The organism is Streptomyces sp. cg40 (assembly GCF_050320165.1).
In the GTDB taxonomy this organism is placed as follows: Bacteria; Actinomycetota; Actinomycetes; order Streptomycetales; family Streptomycetaceae; genus Streptomyces; species Streptomyces hokutonensis.
The window spans coordinates 8,998,516-9,019,439 of sequence record NZ_CP190128.1; the positions used below are offsets into that span (position 1 = coordinate 8,998,516).

The window sequence follows — 20,924 nt, forward strand, 5'->3', positions numbered from 1 at the left end:
AGACCGCCACCCCCTCGGGAGTTTTCAGCACGGATCAGCTGACCCGGCCGTACCAGACGCTCTTGGTCCAGATCTTCTGCAACCGCACCACGTCCCCGGTCTTCGGGGCGTGCCAGATCTTTCCCCCGCCGGCGTAGATGCCGACGTGGTAGACGCTGGAGCCCGAGTGGAAGAAGACGAGGTCCCCGGCCTTGCGGCTGCCGGCCGAGATGTGGTGGGTCTTGTTGTACTGCTGGGCCGCCGTACGCGGCAGCTTCTTGCCTGCCTTCTTGTACGAGTACAGCGTGAGCCCGGAGCAGTCGAAGCGGCCCGGCCCGGTGGCCCCGTACCTGTACGGGGCGCCCTTCTTGGACGCCGCGACCTGGAGTGCCTTCGTCGCGGGTGTCGCGGCCGCGGCGTCGGATGCGACGCCCGGGATCACGACGGAACCGCCGACGGCGGCGATGGCGAAGGCCGAAGCCGTACCGGCCCGGACCATCAGCGACGGGACACGATTGAGCGCAGTCATGCGCAACCCTTCGTCAGCCGCCTGTGAAGGATGACCTGTCGGATTCGGGCTGGCGAAGTTGCCCGGCCGCACACTCGCGGCTTCACCCCAAGGGCTGCTCGGCCCGGTCATGGCGTGACCGTCCCGGCGACCCGTCGTGCTTGGGTCCTCCACTCCTGCCGATGCAATCCTGTCGACCTGTCATCCGGGCGGCGGCAGGACTCGGCGTCCGCCCGGATCGCCCCGCCGCTGCGGCGGGGTCTTGTCGTCAGACAGGGATCTTCACCTATGAATGTCCGAAAAGCCCAACGGAATCGGGGATTTGTGGGGTTACTCACCACTCACTCGTTCGGCTGAACGCAGCGGTGTTCGAAGGCGTGTCGAGTGTGCATGACCCTCGGACCAGCACCGGAACACCTCACCCGCCCCACGGGCTACGCGTGTTGCGCAACCCGGACGGCCGCATGGACGGAGCGGCGACTACATCGATCGGGGGTACACCGTTCGGCCCGTTTCGCCCCCGGCCCTCATGGCTCCGGGTCCGTCAACTGTCGGAGGGCGCGGGGATCGTGACGCGAGCGGTGCGGCGCTCCCCGTCCAGCACGCGCAGCGCCCGCGCGAGCGTGGGGGCGTGCAGTTCGGTCTCGCCCCGCTGGTGCATCAGGGCCAGCGCGTCCCGCAGTTCGGTGGCCTTGGCCACCAGTGCCTGGGCCGCCCGCAGTCCACGGTACGTGTCCCCGTGGTGCGCCGGGTTGATACGGCCCAGCAGGTCGGCCACATCCAGATAACGGTCGATCAACTCGCCCTCGGCACGCGTCAGCGCGGGCAGCGGCGGAAGCTCCGGCGGCAGCATCGTCGGCTCACTCCCCGCCGGACTCGGTGAGCGAGGTCTTGCGGGTCGGCACGATCCGGTCCACCAGCCCGTATTCCAGAGCCTGTTGGGCGTCCAGAACGAGATCCCGCTCGATGTCCGCGCTCACCTGCTCCGCCGTCCGGCCCGTGTGCAGGGCCAGCAGCGCCTCCAGTTGGGACCGGGTGCGCGCCAACTCCTCGGCCTGGATGGCGAGATCACTCGCCTGACCCTGGATCGGCTCGGGCAGCGAGGGCTGGTGGAGCGTCATCCGCGCGCCCGGCAGCGCCGACCGCTTGCCCGGGGTGCCGGCCGCCAGCAGCACCGCCGCGGTGGTGCCGGCCCGGCCGAGGCAGATCGTCTCCACGTCGCAACTGACGTACTGGAGAGTGTCGTAGATCGCCGACATCGCGGTGAACGAGCCGCCGGGCGAGTTGATGTACAGCGAGATGTCCCGGTCCGGTGCCTGGTACTCGAGGTGCATGAACTGGGCCATCACGTCGTTCGCCGAGATGTCGTCGATCGGCGTCCCGAGGAAGACGATCCGCTCCTCCAGCAGCTTCGAGTACGGATCCATCGTCCGGTGCCCGGAACTGGTGCGCTCCGTGAATTCGGGCAGGACATGGCGGGCGAACGGTCGGGTCATGGGTACCCCTCCTTCGGCATCTGTAAGAAATGTACAGGACGTACATGACGTTATGATGGGAGCGGATTCTAGTGATCAACTCAAATGCCCAGGTCGGAGGGTCTTTTTTGCTCCCCGTGGGGGCTCGTGTCTCACATTCCTGTCACCGTTTTGACGGTTCTCTGGCGGGAGTGTTGTCGCTGTTGCGTTCGGCAACCAGCCAGTGGTCGTCCCCATGGCCGCTCTGATCTGCGAGCCTGTCGCGACTCGCCGCGGTAGGAGCGTCCGTCAATGGGTGCGGGCAGCCCGTCCGGAATGCCTGAGCCGTAACAGGCCTGTTGCTGCACGGCGGTCGTCGCCGATCGGGTGGGTATCCCCGATCATGAGAGCCCTGCCGTGCTTCCGGTGGCCGTACGACGAGCCCAGCATCACGCAGTCCGCTGCCCCGTGTCACATCCCGGCCGAGCCCGCCGAGGAAGTGCTGCTTGGAGTGGACACCCACAAGGATGTGCGCGCCGCGGCCGTCATCACCGTGCTCGGCGCCACCCTGGACAGCCGGAGCTTCCCGGCGACCGCGGAAGGCTATCGCCAACTCGCCGCCTGGGCTCGCTCGTTCGGTGTGCTGCGACGCGCCGGAGTCGAGTGCACCGGCTCCTACGGGGCCGCCCTGACACGGCACCTGCGGGCCGAAGGCATCGACGTGACCGAGGTCAACCAGCCGGACAAGGCAGTTCGTCGACGTCATGGCAAGACCGATGTCGTCGACGCCGAGGCGGCGGCCCGCGCGGTACTGTCCGGCCGGGCCACCGCCACAGCGAAGACGAGTGACGGCCCAGTGGAGGCACTGCGGCTGTTCAAACTGGCCAAGGGATCCGCGATCAAGTCGCGCACCCAGGCCATCAACCAGCTTAAGAGCGTCCTGGTCTTTGCCGACGTCACTCTGCGCGAGTCACTGGCCGGGCTGACAAACCCGCTCCTGTTCAAACGGTGCAGCGAACTGGAGACCCCGGATGCCCCGGGGCCGGATTCAGCCGCCCGTGTCACGTTGAGGCTGCTGGCCCGCCGCATCCAGCACCTGAGCGACGAGATCAGCGACTTGACCAAGCGGATAACCGAGGCTGTCCAGGCGAATACACCCGGCCTGCTCGAAGTCCACGGCGTCGGCCCGGACAGCGCCGTGGTCCTGCTCATCTGTGCCAGCGACAATCCCGAACGCATTGGCAGCGAAGCGTCCTTCGCCGCCCTGTGCGGCACCAGCCCGGTCGAGGCGTCCTCCGGCAAGACCCAGCGTCGCAGACTGAACCGTGGCGGTGACCGCCAGGTCAACGCTGCACTTTACCGGATCATCCTCAGCCGGCTGCGCTGGGACAGTCGGACCCAGGAATACGTGCGTCGACGCCTCGCAGAAAGGAAGACACGCCGCGAGATCATCCGAAGCCTCAAGCGTTACGTGGCGCGGGAGATCTACCGCCTCATCGTTACCCCCGACCGCACAACCAAGTCTGCGAGCGCTTCCGGGGCCGCTGCTTGACATCCATAGGGGCATCAACCCAAGTTTAAGCTCAAGCCCGGGGACTGGGAATCTGCTTCCATCCATCGATCGACTTGGTCACGAACATGACGCGATAGACCTCGCGGGTCCAGACCGTGGCGCCTTCCCCGTGTTCGGGGAGTTCCTCGAACGCTTCTTCCTCCGAGTCGTAACTGTACTTTCGACCCTTCGCGTCTTTGATCATCCACTCTCTGCTCGGCAGACCGGCGAGCCCCATGGCCATAGTGATCATCCTCCCCATTTGGCGTGGGCGCGATCGTAGCTGCTGTTGGACGTATCGATGTGCGAGGGGTTGATCACGGAATCGGTGGGCGGACCACACATTGTCCGGGGGTGCGCAAGCCGCCTACGCACCCGTCTCGGATCTCCTTGACCTGCGGATTGCCTGACGTCGTGGGCAGCGCCAGTACTTCCTGATGGCCTGTGATCAATTCAACCTGGTTTGTGGGGGCTGCCCATCATCTGGCCGGCGACGATTCCGGGGCGTGTGATCATCGTCACTCTTGACCGTGGCATGCACTGATCAGAAGACTTGACGGATCTGTGGGTAATCCATGAACTTTCTGGGGTATAGCTGTGGGGGAACGGGGGCGGCGCCATCGGCGTCGCAGATGGTGTGCGGTCGTGGCGATGGCGGCTGTTGGCACAGGACTGGCAGCGGTAGAACCGGCCTTGGCCGCACCGCACCAGACAGCGAAATCCACGGCATCGCAGTCGAGGAATCCGGAGGCTGCGGCGTCCGCAGCCGCAGTTGCATCGGGAGACCGGGTCGAGGTCACGGCGCAGCGCAGCGAGATGTCGCAGGTTTTTGCCAATCCTGATGGAACGTTCACGCAGGAGACGAATGCGGCGCCGGTCCGGGCCCGTAGGGCTGACGGTTCGTGGGCGGCGATCGATACGACGTTGGAGGCGTCGGGCGACGGGAGTATCCGTGCCAAGTCGACGGCGACGGATATGGCGTTCTCCGGGGGTGGCCAGAAGAACTTGGTCACTCTGACGCAGGGCGGGAAATCGTTGTCACTTGCGTGGCCCTCGGTCCTTCCGAAGCCTGCTGTGTCGGGAAGTTCCGCCACGTATCCGGATGTGCTGCCGGGGGTGGATCTCAAGGTCACCGCGCTCGGTACCGGCTTCTCTCAGGTCCTGATCGTCAAGGACGCTACGGCGGCTGCCAATCCCGCCCTGGACCGGCTGGAGATGTCGGTTGCGGCGCAGGGTCTGCAGATCGAGCCGGGCCGCGATGGTGGACTTGTCGCTGTCGACGAGAACGGGGCCAACGTCTTCGAAGGTCCCGGCGGGCAGATGTGGGACTCCACCGGAGACTCGGCCGACTCCAGCGCGAGCGGCGCCGGCGGTGTGGCCCGGAAGGCGGCGTTCTCCGCAGAGGAAGGAGTTCAACCGGACGACGGCGGTTCCCAGGATCCGACACGGGGTCCCGGCGCGGCGGACAAGACGGCTGATGTCGATGTGAAGGTATCGGCGGACAAACTCCAACTCGTCCCGGACCTGGACCTTCTGCGCGGTAAGGGCACCACGTATCCCGTCTACATCGACCCGCCGGTGAAGGGTGTGGTCCACAACGACTGGACGGCGCTGTCCTCGGACGGGGACCACTTCTGGGAGTGGGACGGCGACAAGGGCACTGGCTACTGCTCCAACTATGCGGGCTACCTGTGCTCCAACTCGCCCTACACCCAGCGTCTGTACTACGAGTACCCGCTGACGTCGCTGTACGGGAAGAAGGTCTTGGACGTCACGTTCGAGGCCTATCAGACGTGGACGTTCACGTGCGACGCGCACTGGTACGACCTGAGCCTGGTCGACAAGGGGATCTCTTCCAGCACCCGGTGGTCGAGCCGCCCCAAGGCTGTCGATCTGATGGTCGACCGGAACGTTTCCTACGGCCGGGGCAGCCTGTGCAGCCCTTCGCAGCCGGCGGACTGGGTGCGCTTCAGCGACAACGTGGCCGAGGAGAGCAACGAGAACCTGACCACCACGGTGCGGGATCACGTGGACCAGCAGAAGCCGCAGATCACCTTCTCGCTGACCGCGCACGACGAATCCTCCACCGCATCGTGGGCCCGCTTCCGCGACGACGCCAAGTTGTCGGTCACCTACATCTCCAAGCCGGCTGTGCCGACACCGGTAGGTGTGCAGCAGGGGACGACGGGTTCGGTGTGCAACGCTTCCACCCAGCCGTTCGCCACCAGCTCCACCAAGCCGAAGATGTACGCGACCGTCCAGTCCGCAGACGGCGCCAGTGCGCAGCTGCGCGGCCAGTTCGAGGTGTGGAAGGCCGACGGCTCGGCCAAGGTGTGGGATGCGGACTCGCCCTCCAGCGAGTGGGTGGCCGACAACGCCAAGCGTGACGCGACGACCAGCACACTGTCGGCGCAGACCGATTACCGGATGCATGCCCGCACCGAGGCGTACTACAAGACGGACCGCGGTGTGACGGGCACGCTGACGTCGGCGTGGTCGTCCTGGTGCTACTTCCGTGTCGACACCGACAGCCCACCGGCGCCTGTGATCAGCAGCAAGGACGGCAAGTACAAGCCGGCCGACACCTACCCGGCCTCCGGCGGTGTGGGGGAGAGCGGTGTGTTCACCTTCACCCCGGCGGACGCGGACCCAGGGACGGCCGGGGTGCAGACGGACGTGACGTCGTACCGGTGGAAGCTGAACAGCGGCAAGATTTCTGACTCGATCCCTGTGGTCAAGGGGGCGGCGCTGGATCGCACCATCACCCCGAACCAGGCGGGTGAGAACACCATCCAGGTGTGGGGCTACGACGACGCCGGACACACCTCGCTGACCGGCTACTACAGTTTCGATGTCAAGGGAGCCGAACTGGCCTCCGGGATATGGCACTTGGACGACAGCGGTACCGACAGCACCACGGCGACCGCCCACCCCCTCACCTCCGGGGGCGGCGCCTCCTATTCCGCGCTCGCACGGGCCGGGTCGCATGCGCTGAAGCTGGACGGCACCAGCGGCTACGCCGCGACCGCCGGACCGGTTCTGGACACCGGCAAGAGCTTCTCGGTCTCGGCGTGGGTGCGGCTGCAGGATGCCTCACGCAACTACACCGTCTTGTCCCAATCGGGTACGAACGCGTCCGGGTTCCAGCTCTATTACTCCTCCGCCTACAAGGCGTGGATCTTCAACCGGCACGGCAGCGATGTCGCCAGTCCCACGATCACTCGCTCGATCGCGACGGCGCCGCCCACGCTGAACGTGTGGACCCATCTGACGGGTGTCTACGACGCGGCCGGGGGCACCGTGCAGCTGTACGTCAACGGACGCCCGCAGGGAAGCCCGGTCGCTTTCACCACGCCGTGGAATGCGACGGGTGCTCTGCAGGTGGGACGCCTGCGTGCCGGGACCGCGTACAGCGAGTTCTTCGGCGGGCAGATCGACGAAGTCCACGTGTGGTCCCGCGCCCTGGCCGACACCGAGGTCGTTCAGGACGCTGCCCTGGAGGACGAGGACGCCAGCGACGGCACAGCGGGAGATCCGGTCGTGGCCGTGCTCGGAAACTGGGATGCTACGACCGCCTCCGCCAGTCCCCTGCCCGACAGTTCCGGCTATGGCCATGCCATGACGCTCAACGGCGCCACGCTGGGCCTCGATCCGGACAACCCGGGTGATCCCGGCCTGGGTCTGCCCGCACGCCAGGTCATGGCCCTCAACGGCACCGGCAACTACGCCACCGTCGCCGGACCGCTGACCGACGACACCGGTTCTTTCACTGCGACCGCCTGGGTCCGCCTGGACAGCAGCAAGCTCGCGGACACGTCCAAGAACTACCAGGTGCAGGTCCTCGGACAGTCCGGCACCACCCAGTCCTCGTGGGGGGTGTGGTACGAGCAGCCTGCCGGCTCCACCCAGGGCAAGTGGTACTTCGGCCGTCCGAGCAAGGATGCCACCGGCGCCACCTGGACCCGGGCCCAGTCCGAAGTCGCGGACAAGGACACCTGGGTGCGTCTGACCCTCGTCTACGACGCCCAGCAGGCCAGCGGCGATGAGAGCGACACCAGCACCTACGGCGCGGTGTTCCTTTACGTCAACACAACGCAGGTGGATGGCGATCACGGTGTCGCCTACACCGCGCCGTGGCAGGGCAGCGGCCAGTTCGAGGTGGGCCGCGCCAGGATCGACGGCACGGCCGCCCGCTACTTCCCCGGCCACATCGCGAGTGTGCGGGTGTGGGCGGGTGCGATGAGCGTCATGCAGATCGGCAACCTCTACGGCGCCGAACAGTAGCCAGCCCGTCTGCCGGGCACGGGCAGCCGGATCCCTGTGCGGTCCGGCTGCCCGCCCACTGGCCTCCCTTTTTCCGCATTACCCCTGCCCGCGGTAGGGGCTCATGTCCGCCATCAGGCAAGGAATCCACCACTGTGAATCCCGCATCACGCGCCAGACGGCCCCGAGCTGTGCTGCGCCGCTGGCTGGGCCGCGGCGCACTTGCCGTGAGCCTGGCCCTGATCCCGCAGACAGCAGTCCCCTCCGGATCGCTGCCCGCCACCGCGGCCGAGGCGAGTTCCACGGCGTTCCCGGCGCCGCCCAAACCGAAGGTCAACAAAGTCCTGCCGTTCAAGGCCAAGAAGCGCACCACGGCCAACAAGGCCGCTGCCGCGGCCAAGAGCACACAGCGCCGCCTCGCCGACGTCCACTGGCCCACGGCCGCGGACACCCGCCTGCCCCTGTCGGCGGCCGGGACCTCCGTTGCCAAGGCCGGCAGCCTGCCCGTCAGCCTGTCACCCGCGAAGACCAAGCAGCAGCCCACGGCGAAGACCGGGCAGAAGGCCACCACCGGTTCCCTGGGTGTGCGGGTCTACGGCCACCAGGCCGCGCACAAGGCCGGCATCAACGGCACCCTCATCGCCCTCACCCCGGATCAGGCACTGAACGGTGGAGCCTGGCAGTTCCACCTCAACTACGCCTCCTTCGCCGATGCCTACGGCGGCTCCTACGGCTCCCGCCTGACCTTTGTCCAGCTCCCGCAGTGCGCCCTGACCACGCCCACGGATCCCAAGTGCCAGGTGCAGAAGCCCCTGGCATCGCACAACGACCCAGCCGCGAAGACCGTCTCCGTGACCCTGCCCGCCACCGCCGGTGCGAGCGCGAAGACGCCGATGCTGCTCGCGGCCACCGCCGCCAGCTCCGGCCCCAGCGGCGACTTCAGCGCCAGCCCGCTGGGACCGTCCGCCACCTGGGAAGCCGGCGGCAGCACGGGCGACTTCAACTGGAGCTATCCCCTGCGCGTCCCGCCGGCCACGGCGGGCCCGGCCCCGAACCTGGCCATCTCCTACAGCTCCGCCTCGGTCGACGGACGCACCTCCTCGGAGAACAACCAGACCACCGTTGTCGGTGAGGGCTTCGGCATCACCGAGTCCTACATCGAGCGCAAGTACGGCTCCTGCAAGGAAGACGGCAACGACGGCAAGGGCGACCTGTGCTGGAAGTACGCCAACGCCACCCTCGTCCTCAACGGCAAGGCCGTCGACCTCGTCAACGCCTGCACCGACACCGCCACCTGTGACACCGCGGAGAAGTCCCAGGCGGCGGGCGGCACCTGGCGGCTGAAGAACGATGACGCCACCAAGGTCGAGCACCTGACCGGCAACACCAGTAACGGTGACGACAACGGCGAGTACTGGAAGGTCACCACCACCGACGGCACCCAGTACTACTTCGGCAAGCACCGCCTGCCCGGCTGGAGCGACCACGGCACCGACCCGGACGACCCGGTCACCAACTCCACCTGGACCGCACCGGTATTCGGCGACGACGCCGGCGAGCCCTGCCACGACACCACCTACGCCTCCTCCAGTTGTACCCAGGCATGGAAGTGGAACCTCGACTACGTCGTCGACACCCACAACAACGCCATGAGCTACTGGTACGGCAAGGAAACCAACAACTACGCCAAGAACGGCGTCGCCGACCCCGCGACCGGCTACGACCGCGCCGGCTACCTCAAGCGCATCGACTACGGCCTGCGCAGCACCAGCATCTACACCAAGCCCGCCGCCCAGCAGGTCTCCTTCGACTACGCCCAGCGCTGCGTCGCCAGCGACTGCTCCAGCCTGACCACCGACACCAAGGCGAACTGGCCCGACGTCCCCTTCGACCTGATCTGCGCCGACGGCAAGGCCTGCACCGGAAAGATCGGCCCGTCCTTCTTCACCCGCTACATGCTGACCGACGTCACGACCTCGGTCTGGACCGGCACCGGCACCACCCGCCGCAACGTCGACAACTGGCACCTGGAACACAGCTTCCCCGACTCCGGTGACGCCTCCTCACCCAGTCTGTGGCTGCAGTCCATTCAGAACACCGGCAAAGCCGACACCACCGAAGCCAGCCTGCCACCCATCACCTTCGACGGCATCCAGCTCTCCAACCACGTCGACGGCGGCGGCGACACACTGCGCTACATCAAATGGCGGGTGCGGAGGATCACCAGTGAGACCGGCGGGGTCCTGGAGGTCAACTACTCCGACCCGCAGTGCATCCGCGGCACCACCATGCCCTCCTCCGAGGACAACAACACCCTGCGCTGCTTCCCCGTGTACTGGTCGCAGTCCGGCGCCACACCGGAACTCGACTGGTTCCACAAATACGTCGTCACCTCCGTCTTCGAGGACGACCTCTACGGCAGCGACAGCCAGGAGACCCGCTACACCTACGACGGCGGCGCAGGCTGGGGCTACTCCGACGACGACGGCCTGACCAAGGCCAAATACCGCACCTGGAACCAGTGGCGCGGCTACGCCAAGGTCACCACCACGTCCGGCGACGACACCGGCCCCACCAGCAAGACCGTCAACCTGTACATGCGGGGCCTGAACGGCGAGAAGGAGAAGGACGGCACTCCCCGCGTCGCCAAGGTCACCGACTCCACCGGCACCAGCATCGACGACGACCGCCAGTACGCCGGCTTCGTCCGCGAGACCATCGCCTACGACGGCAACAGCGAGGTCAGCGGCACCATCAACACGCCCTGGTCGCTGCGGACCGGCAGCCACACGTACGACTGGGGCACCACCGAGTCGTACTTCATGCAGCCGGCCGCCATCACCAACCGGACCAAGACCTCCACCGGCACCCGCAGCACCAGAACCACCACCACCTACGACCCCACCTACGGCATGCCGCTGACGGTGGAGGACCAGGGCGACATCGCCAAGACCGGCGACGAGATCTGCACCAGGACCAGCTACGCCCGCAACACCACCGACTGGCTGGTGCAGTTCACCTCCCGCGTCGAGAGCTACGCCGTCGGCTGCGACAAGACACCCAAACTGCCCGACGACACCATTTCCGACGTCACGACCGGATACGACAACCAGGCCGTCGGCACAGCACCCACCAAGGGCGAGTCCACCTCGTCCTACCGGCTGTCCGGCTACAACACGCAGAACCAGCCCACCTACCAGAAGGTGTCCACCACCACCTACGACGACTGGGGCCGACCTGAGAGCACCACGGACGCCGACAACCGGACGACCAAGACGGCCTACGTCCCGGACGACACCGGCTACGGTCCGCTCACCCAGTCCACGGTCACCGATCCCAAGCTGTACACCGTCACCACGGACGTGGATCCGGCCTGGGGGCAGGTGACCAAGCAGACCGACCGCAACAGCAAGGTCACCGAATGGCAGTTCGACGCACTCGGCCGTGTCACCTCGATCTGGAAACCGAACCGCTCCCGCGCCCTGAAGGACGCGGCCAGCCTCGTCTACGCCTACAGCCTCACCAAGGACAAGGCCCCCTGGGTCCGCACCGACACGCTCAAGGCCGACGGCAAGACGTACAACTCCTCCTACGAGATCTATGACGCCCTGCTCAGGAAGCGGCAGACGCAGGTCCCGGCGGTCGGGGGCGGCCGGGTCATCTCCGAGACTCTCTACGACGACCGTGGTCTGGCCTACCTGAGCAACAGTCAGGTCTACGACAACATCAGCCCCACCAGTGCCCTGGCCAACACCCTGCCTGCCTCAGTACCGGCTTCCACCGAGACCGTCTATGACGGCGCCGGACGTCCCACCGACAGCATCTTCCGTGTCAACGGCCAGGAACGCTGGCGCACCAAGACCAACGACCAGGGCGACCAGGTCGCGGTCACCGCAGCCAAGGGCGGCTCCGGCACCCTCACCATCAAGGACGCCCGCGGACGCGTGACCGAACGCCGCGAGTACGCCAGCCCCAGCCCGACCGGCAGCGACTACACCCGCACCAAGTACACCTACACTCCCGCCGGCCAGCTCGACACGGTCACCGGACCCGACAACGCCGTCTGGCGGCACACCTACGACATCCGCGGCCGTGAGACCCAGACCTCCGACCCGGACAAGGGCACCACCGACCTCACCTACGACGACGCGGACCAGCCCCTGACCGCCACGGTCACCAAGGACGGCACGTCCCGGACCCTCATCAGCGACTACGACACCCTGGGCCGAAAGATCGGCACGTGGGACGGCACCAAGGACGACGCGCACCAGCTGACGAAGTTCACCTACGACTCAGTCGCCAAGGGGCAGTTGTCCGCGGCCATCCGCTACGTCGGCGGGACGACGGGCCGTATCTACGCCACCCAGGTCACCGCCTACAACAACCTCTACCAGCCCACCACGACCAAGACCATCCTGGCCGCAGCCGACCCGTTGGTGCAGGCCGGCGCACCGCAGACGTTCACCAACACCACGGCCTACAACCTCGACGGCACGGTCAACAACACCATCCTGCCCGCCGCAGGCGGACTGCCGACGGAGACGGTCGCCTACACCTACAACGACCTCGGGCTCGTCGACACCGTCTCCGGCAACACCAACTACATCCGCAGCATCGGCTACACCCAGTACGGCGAACCGCTACAGACCACACTCGCCACTTCCGCGACCGCCAAACAGCTACAGGTCTCCGACCAATACGAAGACGGCACCCGCCGACTGCTGAACAGCCACACCAAAGACCAGACCAACACCGGCCTCACCAGTGACGTCGACTACACCTACGACGACACCGGCAACGTCCTGTCGATCAAGCAGAAGACCGGCCCCGCCGACAACCAGTGCTTCGCCTACGACGGTCACCAGCGACTGAGCGACGCCTGGACCCCGCAGTCCGGAGACTGCTCCGCCAATCCGGCGGCATCCACCCTGGGCGGGCCCGCACCGTACTGGACCAGCTGGACGTACACCACCGGCGGAATGCGCGACACCCAGATCGCCCACACCACCTCCGGCGACACCAAGACCACCTACAACTACCCGCCCGTCAACGCCCAGGGCGCGGGCCAACCGCACACACTGACCTCGACCACCGGCGAACCCGCCAACACCTACAAATACGACGAGCAAGGCAACACCACCCGCCGTCCCGGTGCCTCCGGAAACCAGACCCTGACCTGGAACATCGAAGGCCAACTCGACACACTCACCGAGAGCGGCAAAACCACCAGCTACCTCTACGACGCCAACGGCCAGCTCCTCCTTCGCCAAGGCACCGCCGAGACCGTGCTCTACCTCGGAGGCCAGGAACTCCACTACGACCCGGCCACCAAGAAATTCACCGCACAGCGCTACTACAGCGCCGGTGACGGCACCGCCCTGCGCACGCCCACAGGCCTGTACTGGATCGTGGACGACCGCCATGGCACAGCCAGTATGGTCGTCGACTCAGCAACACAGCAGATCACCCGGCGCTACACCAAACCCTTCGGCGAAAGCCGCGGAAGTGCACCAGCCGCCTGGCCCGACGATAAAGGCTTCCTCGGGAAACCCGTCGACAGCAGCACAGGACTCACCCACATAGGTGCCCGCGAGTACGACCCCGCCATCGGCCGCTTTCTGTCCGGTGACCCGGTCTTCAGCGCCGACGACCACGAATCCCTCAACGGATATGCCTACGCCGACAACACTCCCGTAACTGCCAGCGACCCCACCGGCCTCAAAGTCATTCTCGGCTGCGAGGAAGGCTGCAAAGACAGCAACGGCAACTGGTACCGCCTCAACGCTTCCCCGAAGCCGAACGGCGGCCTGGAGTACAACCGCACCACCACATACACCAGCACGGTCAACTCCGGGAACGTAAACGGCACCCTTTCCGCCATCGTCACCAGCAACGGCTCGCAGGTGACAGTCAGGGTGGTCTTCAAGAAGGGCCCCAAGCCCGCCCCGATCGAACACAAGGGCAACGCTCCCTATGTAAATGGGGTCTGCGTCTATGCGGCAGCGGGAAACTGCGGGAGTAATCAGGAAGACGCAGGATCTGCCGAGATTCCCGAGCTGGGATGCGCGAAAGACGACGGACTCTGCGGCGTACGAAACTCCCTCCTGAAAACAGCCCTGGTATCAGGAATGCTCGGAGGCTCCCTCGGAGTGTTCTCCATACGGGGCGGCTGCAGCTTTTCCGCGTCGACGCCCGTCCTTCTTGAACACGGCAAAACAAAAACGATCAAAAAGATCAAGCCGGGTGACAAGGTGGAGGCAGGTGACCCCGGCACCGGAAAGCACACCGGCACCCGCACCGTTACCGCCACCTTCATCAATCACGACGACGACCTGATCGACCTGACCGTACGTGTTCAGGGCGGCAAGACAGTCATCCTGCACACGACATCTGAACACCCCTTCTGGGACGATACTGAGCGCGCCTGGGTATCGGCCGGAAAGCTCAAGCCCGGGCACCTGCTGAACACGGTCCGAAACCGGCACGCCCTTCTTACTGCTGTTCGGGTGCGGCCCGGCGAGGCCGCCATGTACAACCTGACCGTCGACGACCTCCACACGTACTATGTTGTGGCGGGCGGCGCACCCATCTTGGTGCACAATACTTGTGGGCCAGCCGACGTGACTGTTAGCTGGAAGCCGGGAATGCCCAAGAGTCAGTTCAATCTAAAGGCAGCCGCACTGCAGGATCTTAGCGACAGTGGGGTTCTCTACAAGGCGCCGAACCCGGTGGCGCGAGACAGCTCGATTACAAACAACTATAAAGCGAACCTCATTGCTCGGGTGTTCGATCAGTTTGGCGCGACAAACCCAGAATTTGCGGCCAGTCTGAGGACTCGGATCTTGACGCAGATGAACCCAGATCACGTTTGGGAGTTGCAGTTGGGTGGACCGGACGCCGCGAGTAATCTTCATATTCTGGAGGCGTATACGAATCAGGATATCGGCCGCCAGATATGGGGACAGATTCGAAATCTACCGGACTATACACCTATACGTATCAATACCCTGGGGCCCCCATGATCTCATCTGAACTTCGGCAGGCCGTAATAGTGGCGCGGGCAACGGTGCAGCTAGAGCGGGAATGGTCGATGATGAACTCCATCCCGGAGGGGGCAGCTGCCCCCTCCGGGATGGAGGCTCCAGCCGAATACCTGGAGCTGCTTCCTGCTGCTAACGGTGGAATCTTCGGTCGAATCGTCGTCTTTGATGCTAAGACCGTCGGAAAGATGCAGTTCTACGCTGACGAGACTCAAGGTGCCCCAGTTCCCCTTGGTCACGAGTCGTGGTTTTGCTTTGGGAAAGTCAATGAAGACCCACTTTTCATCAATCAGAAAGATGGGTCCGTCTGGGGCTTTCCAGACACGGGAATCATCTGGTGGCAGAGCGATACGTTCGAGCGCCTGGCGGATAATCTTAATGGCTTTCTCATGGAGTACGCCTTCGGCCACGGCTATCGATCTCTTTCGGATGCCCCAGAGGATGATCAGTGGTGGCGCTTGCTGATGCGTATGGAAAGCGCTGAATAGGTAGGAAGAGGCTAGAGGGCGTCTGAAAAGCCTGTCAGCGGGCTGATCTTGCGAGGCGGCGGACGAGGAGCATGGCCATGGTGAGGTAGATGGCGTTCTCCGAGCAGACGCGCAGGTACTCGTAGTCCTTCGACAGGCGGCGGCACCGTCCCAGCCAGGACGTTGGGTCGGCCGCGCGGAACAGGACCTGCCACGGCGGGCACCTCACCGCGCGGCCGACCCAACGTCCTGGCTGGCCGGCTGCCGGCGGCTCCACCGCCGCTACGAACGCAAGGCCGAACACTTCCTCGCCTTCGTCTGCATAGCCGCAACCCTCATCAGCTACCGCTGGCTGAGTTGAACCTGCCCGGCCCAACCACGCGCTACGGGTCGTTCGGTCCAAGTTAGAGCGGACGATGGGTCTGATACTTGCCCTCCAGCGATGTGGCCGCTGCGTCAGCCACGTCCGCCCGCGGACCTGCCGCACACCTCTCCAAGAATGCGCGAACCCGCTCACCTGGCCATCCGGCTGCTGCTGCCGCAGCCCAGAAGCGCAGCCCATCATGAGGCTGCAGTGGTGCAAGAAAGTCGAGGATGTAGTCGACGGTCTCCGGCTCCGGCACCGCGCGCAGCATGGCGACGCCGCGGAGGGCGCCGTCGGCAAGCATGAGTGTTCCACTGTCCAGGCACCATCGCACAGGGACTGAGATTCCCTCTTCTGCGCCGCGCAGCCGCACAATCGAGTCGCCCAGGGCGACATGCACCATCGTGGCATCCAGGGCCTGCTGAGCCAGATCGCTCAGGAACGGGACCGCTGGCCGATGATCGCACGCTCCGAGCGCCATGACCATCTGGTACTGAGTTTCCCACGTCCGCAGGTCGAGAACCTCGCGCCGCAGAGCCTCCAGCAGCGACGGGCCGGCAGTCGTGACAGCGAGTCTGCGCAGTCGTTTCGCAGCCGCACGGCGCTTCGCCGAGGACCTGTCGTCAAGCTGAACAACCGCCTCGTCCAATGTCAGCACCGCGTACGCCTCCCAATGAGATCTACTCGAACGCAACGCTACTCAGCTCGACTGACACTGAACGGCGGGCGACGTCTTCGGGCACCAGACGGCCATAAGAAACGACGTCTTACTGAGCGTTTGGTCCTGTTTCAGTCGAATTGATATCGTTTCCGGAGTCCTGCGACACCGGGGCCGCTGTGTTTGATGGGGCAGTCGACGCGTCCGCGACGCCCGGGAATCGTTTCGTTCCGACTGCTCCTGTCTGCTCCCGACACGCCCCCGAGCGCCGCCTTTTGACCGCTGGCGGGACCGGCCACGGTCGGCTACTTCGCAAACATGACCCCGCACGGCCCCTATCCCAGCGACCTGTCGGACGCGCGCTGGGAACTGATGGCACCCGTCCTGACGTCATGGCGGGACCAGCGCCGCGCCCGGGCGCTGCACATCGGCCGACCGCCCGAACACGACCTGCGCCAGATCATGAACGCCATCCTGTACGTGGACCGCACCGGCATCCCCTGGCGCTACCTCCCGCACGACTTCCCGCCCTGGGCCACGACCTACGGATACTTCGCCACGTGGCAACAGGACGGCGTGTTCGAGCAGCTCACCGGCCTGCTGCGGCGCCTGGTCCGTGAAGCCGAGGGCCGAGGCGCGGAGCCCTCGGCCTGCGTGCCGGCTCCCAGACCATCAAGACCTCCGCCAACGTGCACCTCGCGGACCAGGGCACGGACGCCGGGAAACGGATCATCGGGCGCAAGCGCCACCTCGGCTGCGACACCCTCGGCCTGCTGCTGACCGTGCTGGTCACCGCCGCCAGCGTCTCCGACACCGCAGCCGGCGTGACCCTGCTCTCCCGCATCGCCGCCGCCCACCCGCACATCACGAAGGCCTGGGTGGACGCGGGCTACCGCACCACCGCCATCGAGCACGGAGCCCGCCTCGGCATCGACGTCCACCTCGTCCACCGCCCGCCCGGCGCCCACGGGTTCACGATCATCCCGAGACGGTGGACCATCGAGCGCAGCATCGGCTGGCTCATGCACCACCGACGCCTCGCCCGCGACTACGAGACCCACCCGCACCGCTCCGAAGCCATGATCCATCTCGCCATGATCGACCTCATGGCCCGCCGACTCACCGGCGAAGCCACCCCAAACTGGCGCAGAACCTGACCGACCCGGGACCAAACACGAACCACCGAACCAAACGCTCAGTTAGTGGAACATCGCGAAGCGGCCCGCACGATGCTTCACGTGCTCCACAGCATCGACTCAGCCGAGAGCGTGCGGGCGGAGCTGACCAATGATCCTTGGCCACGACGACGACCTTGCCCAAGACGCCACCCGCACCGCAACTGGCTGCGGGGACTGCTCACCTCGATCCATCGGCCCTGAAACGCGTTCTGGGACCGCTGTTGCGGCACCCGGCGGTCCTGGCCCTACTTCAGACCTTCGGCTTCCCGGCCGCATTGGCTCAGGACGGAACCGAGTAGCTCATCAAAGTCTTGACCGACGCTGCCGCACGCATGGACCCTGCGGGATCTGGCCGGACAGATCCATGCCGCCCTGGTCGAGCAGACCGAGGCCAGCCCGATTGAACATCTGCCGCTTCAACATCCTGAGATGGGTGCAGTTCTTGGCTTACACGAGATTTTCGTAGCCAGTGATCAGCGGTGGGTCATTTGGCTCATGACGGCGGGTCTGGTTGCGGTGGACCCTTGGCTGTGTACGGGATCGATCTGGAGGTCCTGCTGCCGCGCATCTGGCTGCGGTGCAGGTCGAGGGTGAGCAGAGGCCAGAGTTTGAGTCAGAGCAGTTCGACAACTGACTTGCCTAGTACTCCAGCAGGATTTCGCTGTCTGACCGGCGGGTTTCGCTGGGCGGCTGGAGTACTAGGGGCCAGCGCTGGACTCTGGCACGCCCATGTGGAGCGCAGCGCCTGACATCCGCGCCCTGCCTGTGCCTGGCTGAAGCCCTCCGCACGCAGCAGGTCCCCGTCCGTGTCCGTGCTCGCCCGGTGCCCATGCCCGGTCCCGGACGTCCGAGACCGGGCGTAGCGGTGTCCGCACGCGCCGCCTTCTTCCTGGCGACCTCATGAACCCGTCGCCGTGTGCTGCTCAGCCCCGCCGTCGGCTCACGGCTCCTGGTCCTGGGCCGCGTTGACCGGTCGATACGCCAGTGACTGCAGGGCCGCCTGGAAGGCGGGAAAATCGTCGACTGGACCGAGTTGCTCCTCGTCCAAGGCGAAATCGCGTCGCAGGGCCTGGAGTTGGATCCTGAGGTCGTCCGCGTCCACGGAGTTGTCGAGGGCCGCTTCGATGTCTTCGAACAGCAGGGCGGCCTGTTCGCGTGTCGCACTGTCAGGGCGGTCCTGGAGGAAGGAGCCCCTGAGCCGTTTGATTTTCGACGTGGTGCGTTCGGTTGCGATCTCGCGCAGTGCGTTTCGCTGCCGACTGCCGAGTTCACGGAACAGGGTGCGGAAGTTACGCTCCAAGACCGCGACGGCCTCGGCCGGGACGTCCTTGTCGTGGGACAGGACGTCGAGGACGTTCCGGGCCAGGCCCACCTTGTCCAGGTGGAAACCCTCCACCACGCGCGCGGCGGCTTCCTGGAGCGCGTCGTGCGTTCCCTCGTCACCGTCGAACCGCACGTCGTCGGTGCACAGGCTCTCCAGCTTTCTGGCTTCGGCGACGGTGAGAAAGACGGAGGCGTAGCGCTTGACCGCCGCCACGCCGATCTCCAGGGGGATGAGGTCCTCGATGGCCACTGCGCCCTGCGGACGGGAGCTCGTGATGTGCGCGGCGGGCAGTTCGTTCAGCTGCAGGACGAACTTGTCGTCGAGGAGCGGCTTCCCTTGGGGTCCGCGGATCAGCTTCTTGCGGGCCTCGTTTCCCGAACGGTCACCGTCGAGCAGGACGATGACGGCCGGCTTGTCCACGTCCCGTCCCCTGGCGAGGTACACCAGGTAGGGGATATGAGGTGCGGAACCGGCTGGGACAAGGGTGATCGTATTGAGGTCGAGTTGCTCCAGAGCCGATGTCCTGTGCCGACGCAGTCCTGCTGATACACCGGCTAGCAGGATCTGGTCGGACATTCCTTCCAGCATGAGGTTGCAGTTGCTGATGAACGTTGTCTCACCGACGAAGCTGCCGAAGGCGGATCTGAGCGGTTCGTAGTGGTTGCGAGAGGCGTTACGGACCACGCGGGTGCCCTCGTCGCCCTCTCCCTTCTCCAGGACCCGGATGCGTTCTCCGTGGTTTTTGTCGATGAGGAAGGGCGAGTGCGTCACGTACACGACCTGGCAGGCGCGGCGGTCGGGGGCGGACGGGTAGGCGAAGTCGTCGAAAATGCGTAGCAGGTCCTGCTGACCGCTGCCGGAGAGGTAGGCGTCGGGTTCGTCCATCAGCAGCACTTCGCGCTGTCCTGAAGTGGGCGGCTCGTGGGCCAGGTACTGGATGAAATAGCTGAGGAAGTACTTCAGCCCGTGGCTGCGCTCGTCGGCTGAATACTCGGTGCCGGTTCTGTCCCTGATGGTGAAGACCAGGTCCTGGTCGCGCAGGGTCATCTGCAGTTGGAACTGGTTGTCCTGGGTCCACCACTTGGGAAAGTTCAGCGACTGGGCCAGCTGCCGGTTCATGTGTTCGACAATGCCGTTGGCGAAGCCTTCCTGGCCATCCTCGACCGCCGCGAGGAGTTCCTGGAACGCGGATTTGTCGATCTTGGCGACTTTCAGCAGGAGCTGGTCGGCAAGAGCGAGTTGTTTGTCGTGGTCTTCGTCAGGCTTGTTCGCCGTGGAGAAAGCCGATGTCAGGTTCGGTACGGCAGTGGTGAGTTCCTGGTCGGAGTTGAAGGAGGCGGAGTGGTCCAGGATCGTGCGGATGAATGACCGGCGGGCGTTGCGGGATCTGGTGCGCAGGGTGGTCTGCTGACCGGCCAGATACTCAACGGGCACACTCTGGGGGAGCGCCGTATGCGCATCGATCTCGAACCAGCGAGGCAGAGCAGCCTCCAGCGCTCCGAGATCTTGGACGGGGCACAGTTGCCAGTTGTCACCTTGGGGAAGATAGACGATGGGCTTCTGCCCTCCGATGCGGAACATCAGGAACGTGTCGAACTCGTCGTCGGTGTCCCTTCCGCACGCCTGTAGCACCGCGTCGCGATCGTCCGGATGCAGGTTGTCGAATCGCAGACCGAAGTCAGGGAAGGCCATGGCCTTGTTCACCGTGAAGAACTGCGAGTAGCGGCAGAAGTCGCCTCGTGCGATTTCCCGTCCGGTCAGGGCTCGTTGGATGGCGGCCAAGAGCTGGCTCTTGCCGGACTCGTTGGCGCCGACGACGGTGGTGACGCCCTCCTCCAGCGGCACCTTGACGAACGGGTACTTGAGGTCGTCGCTGTCCAGGACGTCCCAGGGGTCCGGGGTGAACTTCTCGCTGGTCTTGCGGAGGTAGTCGAAGTTGAACGAGCGGAAGAAACGGACGTAGACAGCGGATATGAACATGTAAGCCCCATCCTGGCTCAAAGTGCTCGGCAGGCGTTCATGCTACTGCTGGGCACCGACAATGTGTTGGGAAAGGTCTCGTCAGGAGAACGCAGGTGGGGAACGTCCTCGCGCAGGGCTGTGGGCCGCCCGCACTCATCCAGCGCGGGCGGCCATC

At 65.5% G+C, this 20,924-nt stretch carries 10 protein-coding genes, 2 pseudogenes and 1 riboswitch; of the genes and pseudogenes, 6 read left to right on the forward strand and 6 right to left on the reverse strand.

Annotation, left to right across the window (positions count from 1 at the left end; genetic code table 11):
- Positions 1-34 precede the first annotated feature (34 nt).
- From ACQHII_RS40635 to ACQHII_RS40645, 3 genes are all read right to left on the reverse strand, one after another.
- Positions 35-508, reverse strand: a complete 474-nt coding sequence (locus ACQHII_RS40635) for a C40 family peptidase (protein WP_200716611.1) — start codon at positions 506-508, stop codon at positions 35-37.
- Between the two features lie 3 nt (positions 509-511).
- Positions 512-684, reverse strand: a riboswitch (cyclic di-AMP (ydaO/yuaA leader).
- A 347-nt stretch (positions 685-1,031) separates the two neighbouring features.
- The gene (locus ACQHII_RS40640; RefSeq protein ID WP_200716610.1) at positions 1,032-1,340 is read right to left on the reverse strand and encodes a hypothetical protein; all 309 of its coding nucleotides are present in this window, start codon (positions 1,338-1,340) and stop codon (positions 1,032-1,034) included.
- Between the two features lie 7 nt (positions 1,341-1,347).
- Positions 1,348-1,983: an ATP-dependent Clp protease proteolytic subunit gene (locus ACQHII_RS40645; RefSeq protein ID WP_427923932.1), complete on the reverse strand. Its 636-nt coding sequence runs from the start codon at positions 1,981-1,983 to the stop codon at positions 1,348-1,350.
- Positions 1,984-2,344: 361 nt separating this feature from the next.
- Between ACQHII_RS40645 and ACQHII_RS40650 the strand changes: the two genes are divergently transcribed.
- Positions 2,345-3,493: an IS110 family transposase gene (locus ACQHII_RS40650; protein WP_427923933.1), complete on the forward strand. Its 1,149-nt coding sequence runs from the start codon at positions 2,345-2,347 to the stop codon at positions 3,491-3,493.
- 31 nt (positions 3,494-3,524) lie between these two features.
- On the opposite strand, the gene ACQHII_RS40655 is transcribed toward ACQHII_RS40650, so the two are convergent.
- A complete protein-coding gene (locus tag ACQHII_RS40655) occupies positions 3,525-3,737 on the reverse strand; it encodes a hypothetical protein (RefSeq protein ID WP_362984971.1) in 213 nt (70 codons plus the stop codon).
- A gap of 830 nt (positions 3,738-4,567) precedes the next feature.
- Here ACQHII_RS40655 and ACQHII_RS40660 point away from each other — a divergent pair.
- The 4 genes and pseudogenes from ACQHII_RS40660 to ACQHII_RS40675 all read left to right on the forward strand — a co-directional run.
- Complete coding sequence (locus ACQHII_RS40660; RefSeq protein WP_427923934.1) at positions 4,568-7,777, forward strand: LamG-like jellyroll fold domain-containing protein; 3,210 nt, start codon at positions 4,568-4,570, stop codon at positions 7,775-7,777.
- A 134-nt stretch (positions 7,778-7,911) separates the two neighbouring features.
- Positions 7,912-14,778, forward strand: a complete 6,867-nt coding sequence (locus tag ACQHII_RS40665; RefSeq protein ID WP_427923935.1) for a polymorphic toxin-type HINT domain-containing protein — start codon at positions 7,912-7,914, stop codon at positions 14,776-14,778.
- Positions 14,775-15,284 (forward strand): hypothetical protein, encoded by a 510-nt coding sequence (locus ACQHII_RS40670; protein WP_427923936.1) that lies wholly within the window; start codon positions 14,775-14,777, stop codon positions 15,282-15,284. The genes ACQHII_RS40665 and ACQHII_RS40670 overlap by 4 nt, the downstream gene beginning before the upstream one ends.
- A 226-nt stretch (positions 15,285-15,510) precedes the next feature.
- Positions 15,511-15,624: pseudogene (locus tag ACQHII_RS40675) on the forward strand (IS5/IS1182 family transposase); the annotation flags it as partial.
- A gap of 43 nt (positions 15,625-15,667) precedes the next feature.
- Here the strand turns inward: ACQHII_RS40675 and ACQHII_RS40680 are convergent.
- A complete protein-coding gene (locus tag ACQHII_RS40680; protein WP_427923937.1) occupies positions 15,668-16,285 on the reverse strand; it encodes a HEAT repeat domain-containing protein in 618 nt (205 codons plus the stop codon).
- Between the two features lie 318 nt (positions 16,286-16,603).
- On the opposite strand from ACQHII_RS40680, the pseudogene ACQHII_RS40685 reads away from it, so the two are divergent.
- Positions 16,604-17,442: pseudogene (locus ACQHII_RS40685) on the forward strand (IS5 family transposase).
- Positions 17,443-18,403: 961 nt separating this feature from the next.
- Here the strand turns inward: ACQHII_RS40685 and ACQHII_RS40690 are convergent.
- The gene (locus ACQHII_RS40690) at positions 18,404-20,788 is read right to left on the reverse strand and encodes an AAA family ATPase (protein ID WP_427923938.1); all 2,385 of its coding nucleotides are present in this window, start codon (positions 20,786-20,788) and stop codon (positions 18,404-18,406) included.
- Positions 20,789-20,924: the final 136 nt, after the last annotated feature.

Excerpts from the sequence above, each read along its gene's own strand:
- ACQHII_RS40635 (WP_200716611.1), bottom strand. The coding sequence starts at position 508 with ATGACTGCGCTCAATCGTGTCCCGTCGCTGATGGTCCGGGCCGGTACG.
- ACQHII_RS40640 (WP_200716610.1), bottom strand. The coding sequence starts at position 1,340 with ATGCTGCCGCCGGAGCTTCCGCCGCTGCCCGCGCTGACGCGTGCCGAG.
- ACQHII_RS40645 (WP_427923932.1), bottom strand. The coding sequence starts at position 1,983 with ATGACCCGACCGTTCGCCCGCCATGTCCTGCCCGAATTCACGGAGCGC.
- ACQHII_RS40650 (WP_427923933.1), top strand. The coding sequence starts at position 2,345 with ATGAGAGCCCTGCCGTGCTTCCGGTGGCCGTACGACGAGCCCAGCATC.
- ACQHII_RS40655 (WP_362984971.1), bottom strand. The coding sequence starts at position 3,737 with ATGGCCATGGGGCTCGCCGGTCTGCCGAGCAGAGAGTGGATGATCAAA.
- ACQHII_RS40670 (WP_427923936.1), top strand. The coding sequence starts at position 14,775 with ATGATCTCATCTGAACTTCGGCAGGCCGTAATAGTGGCGCGGGCAACG.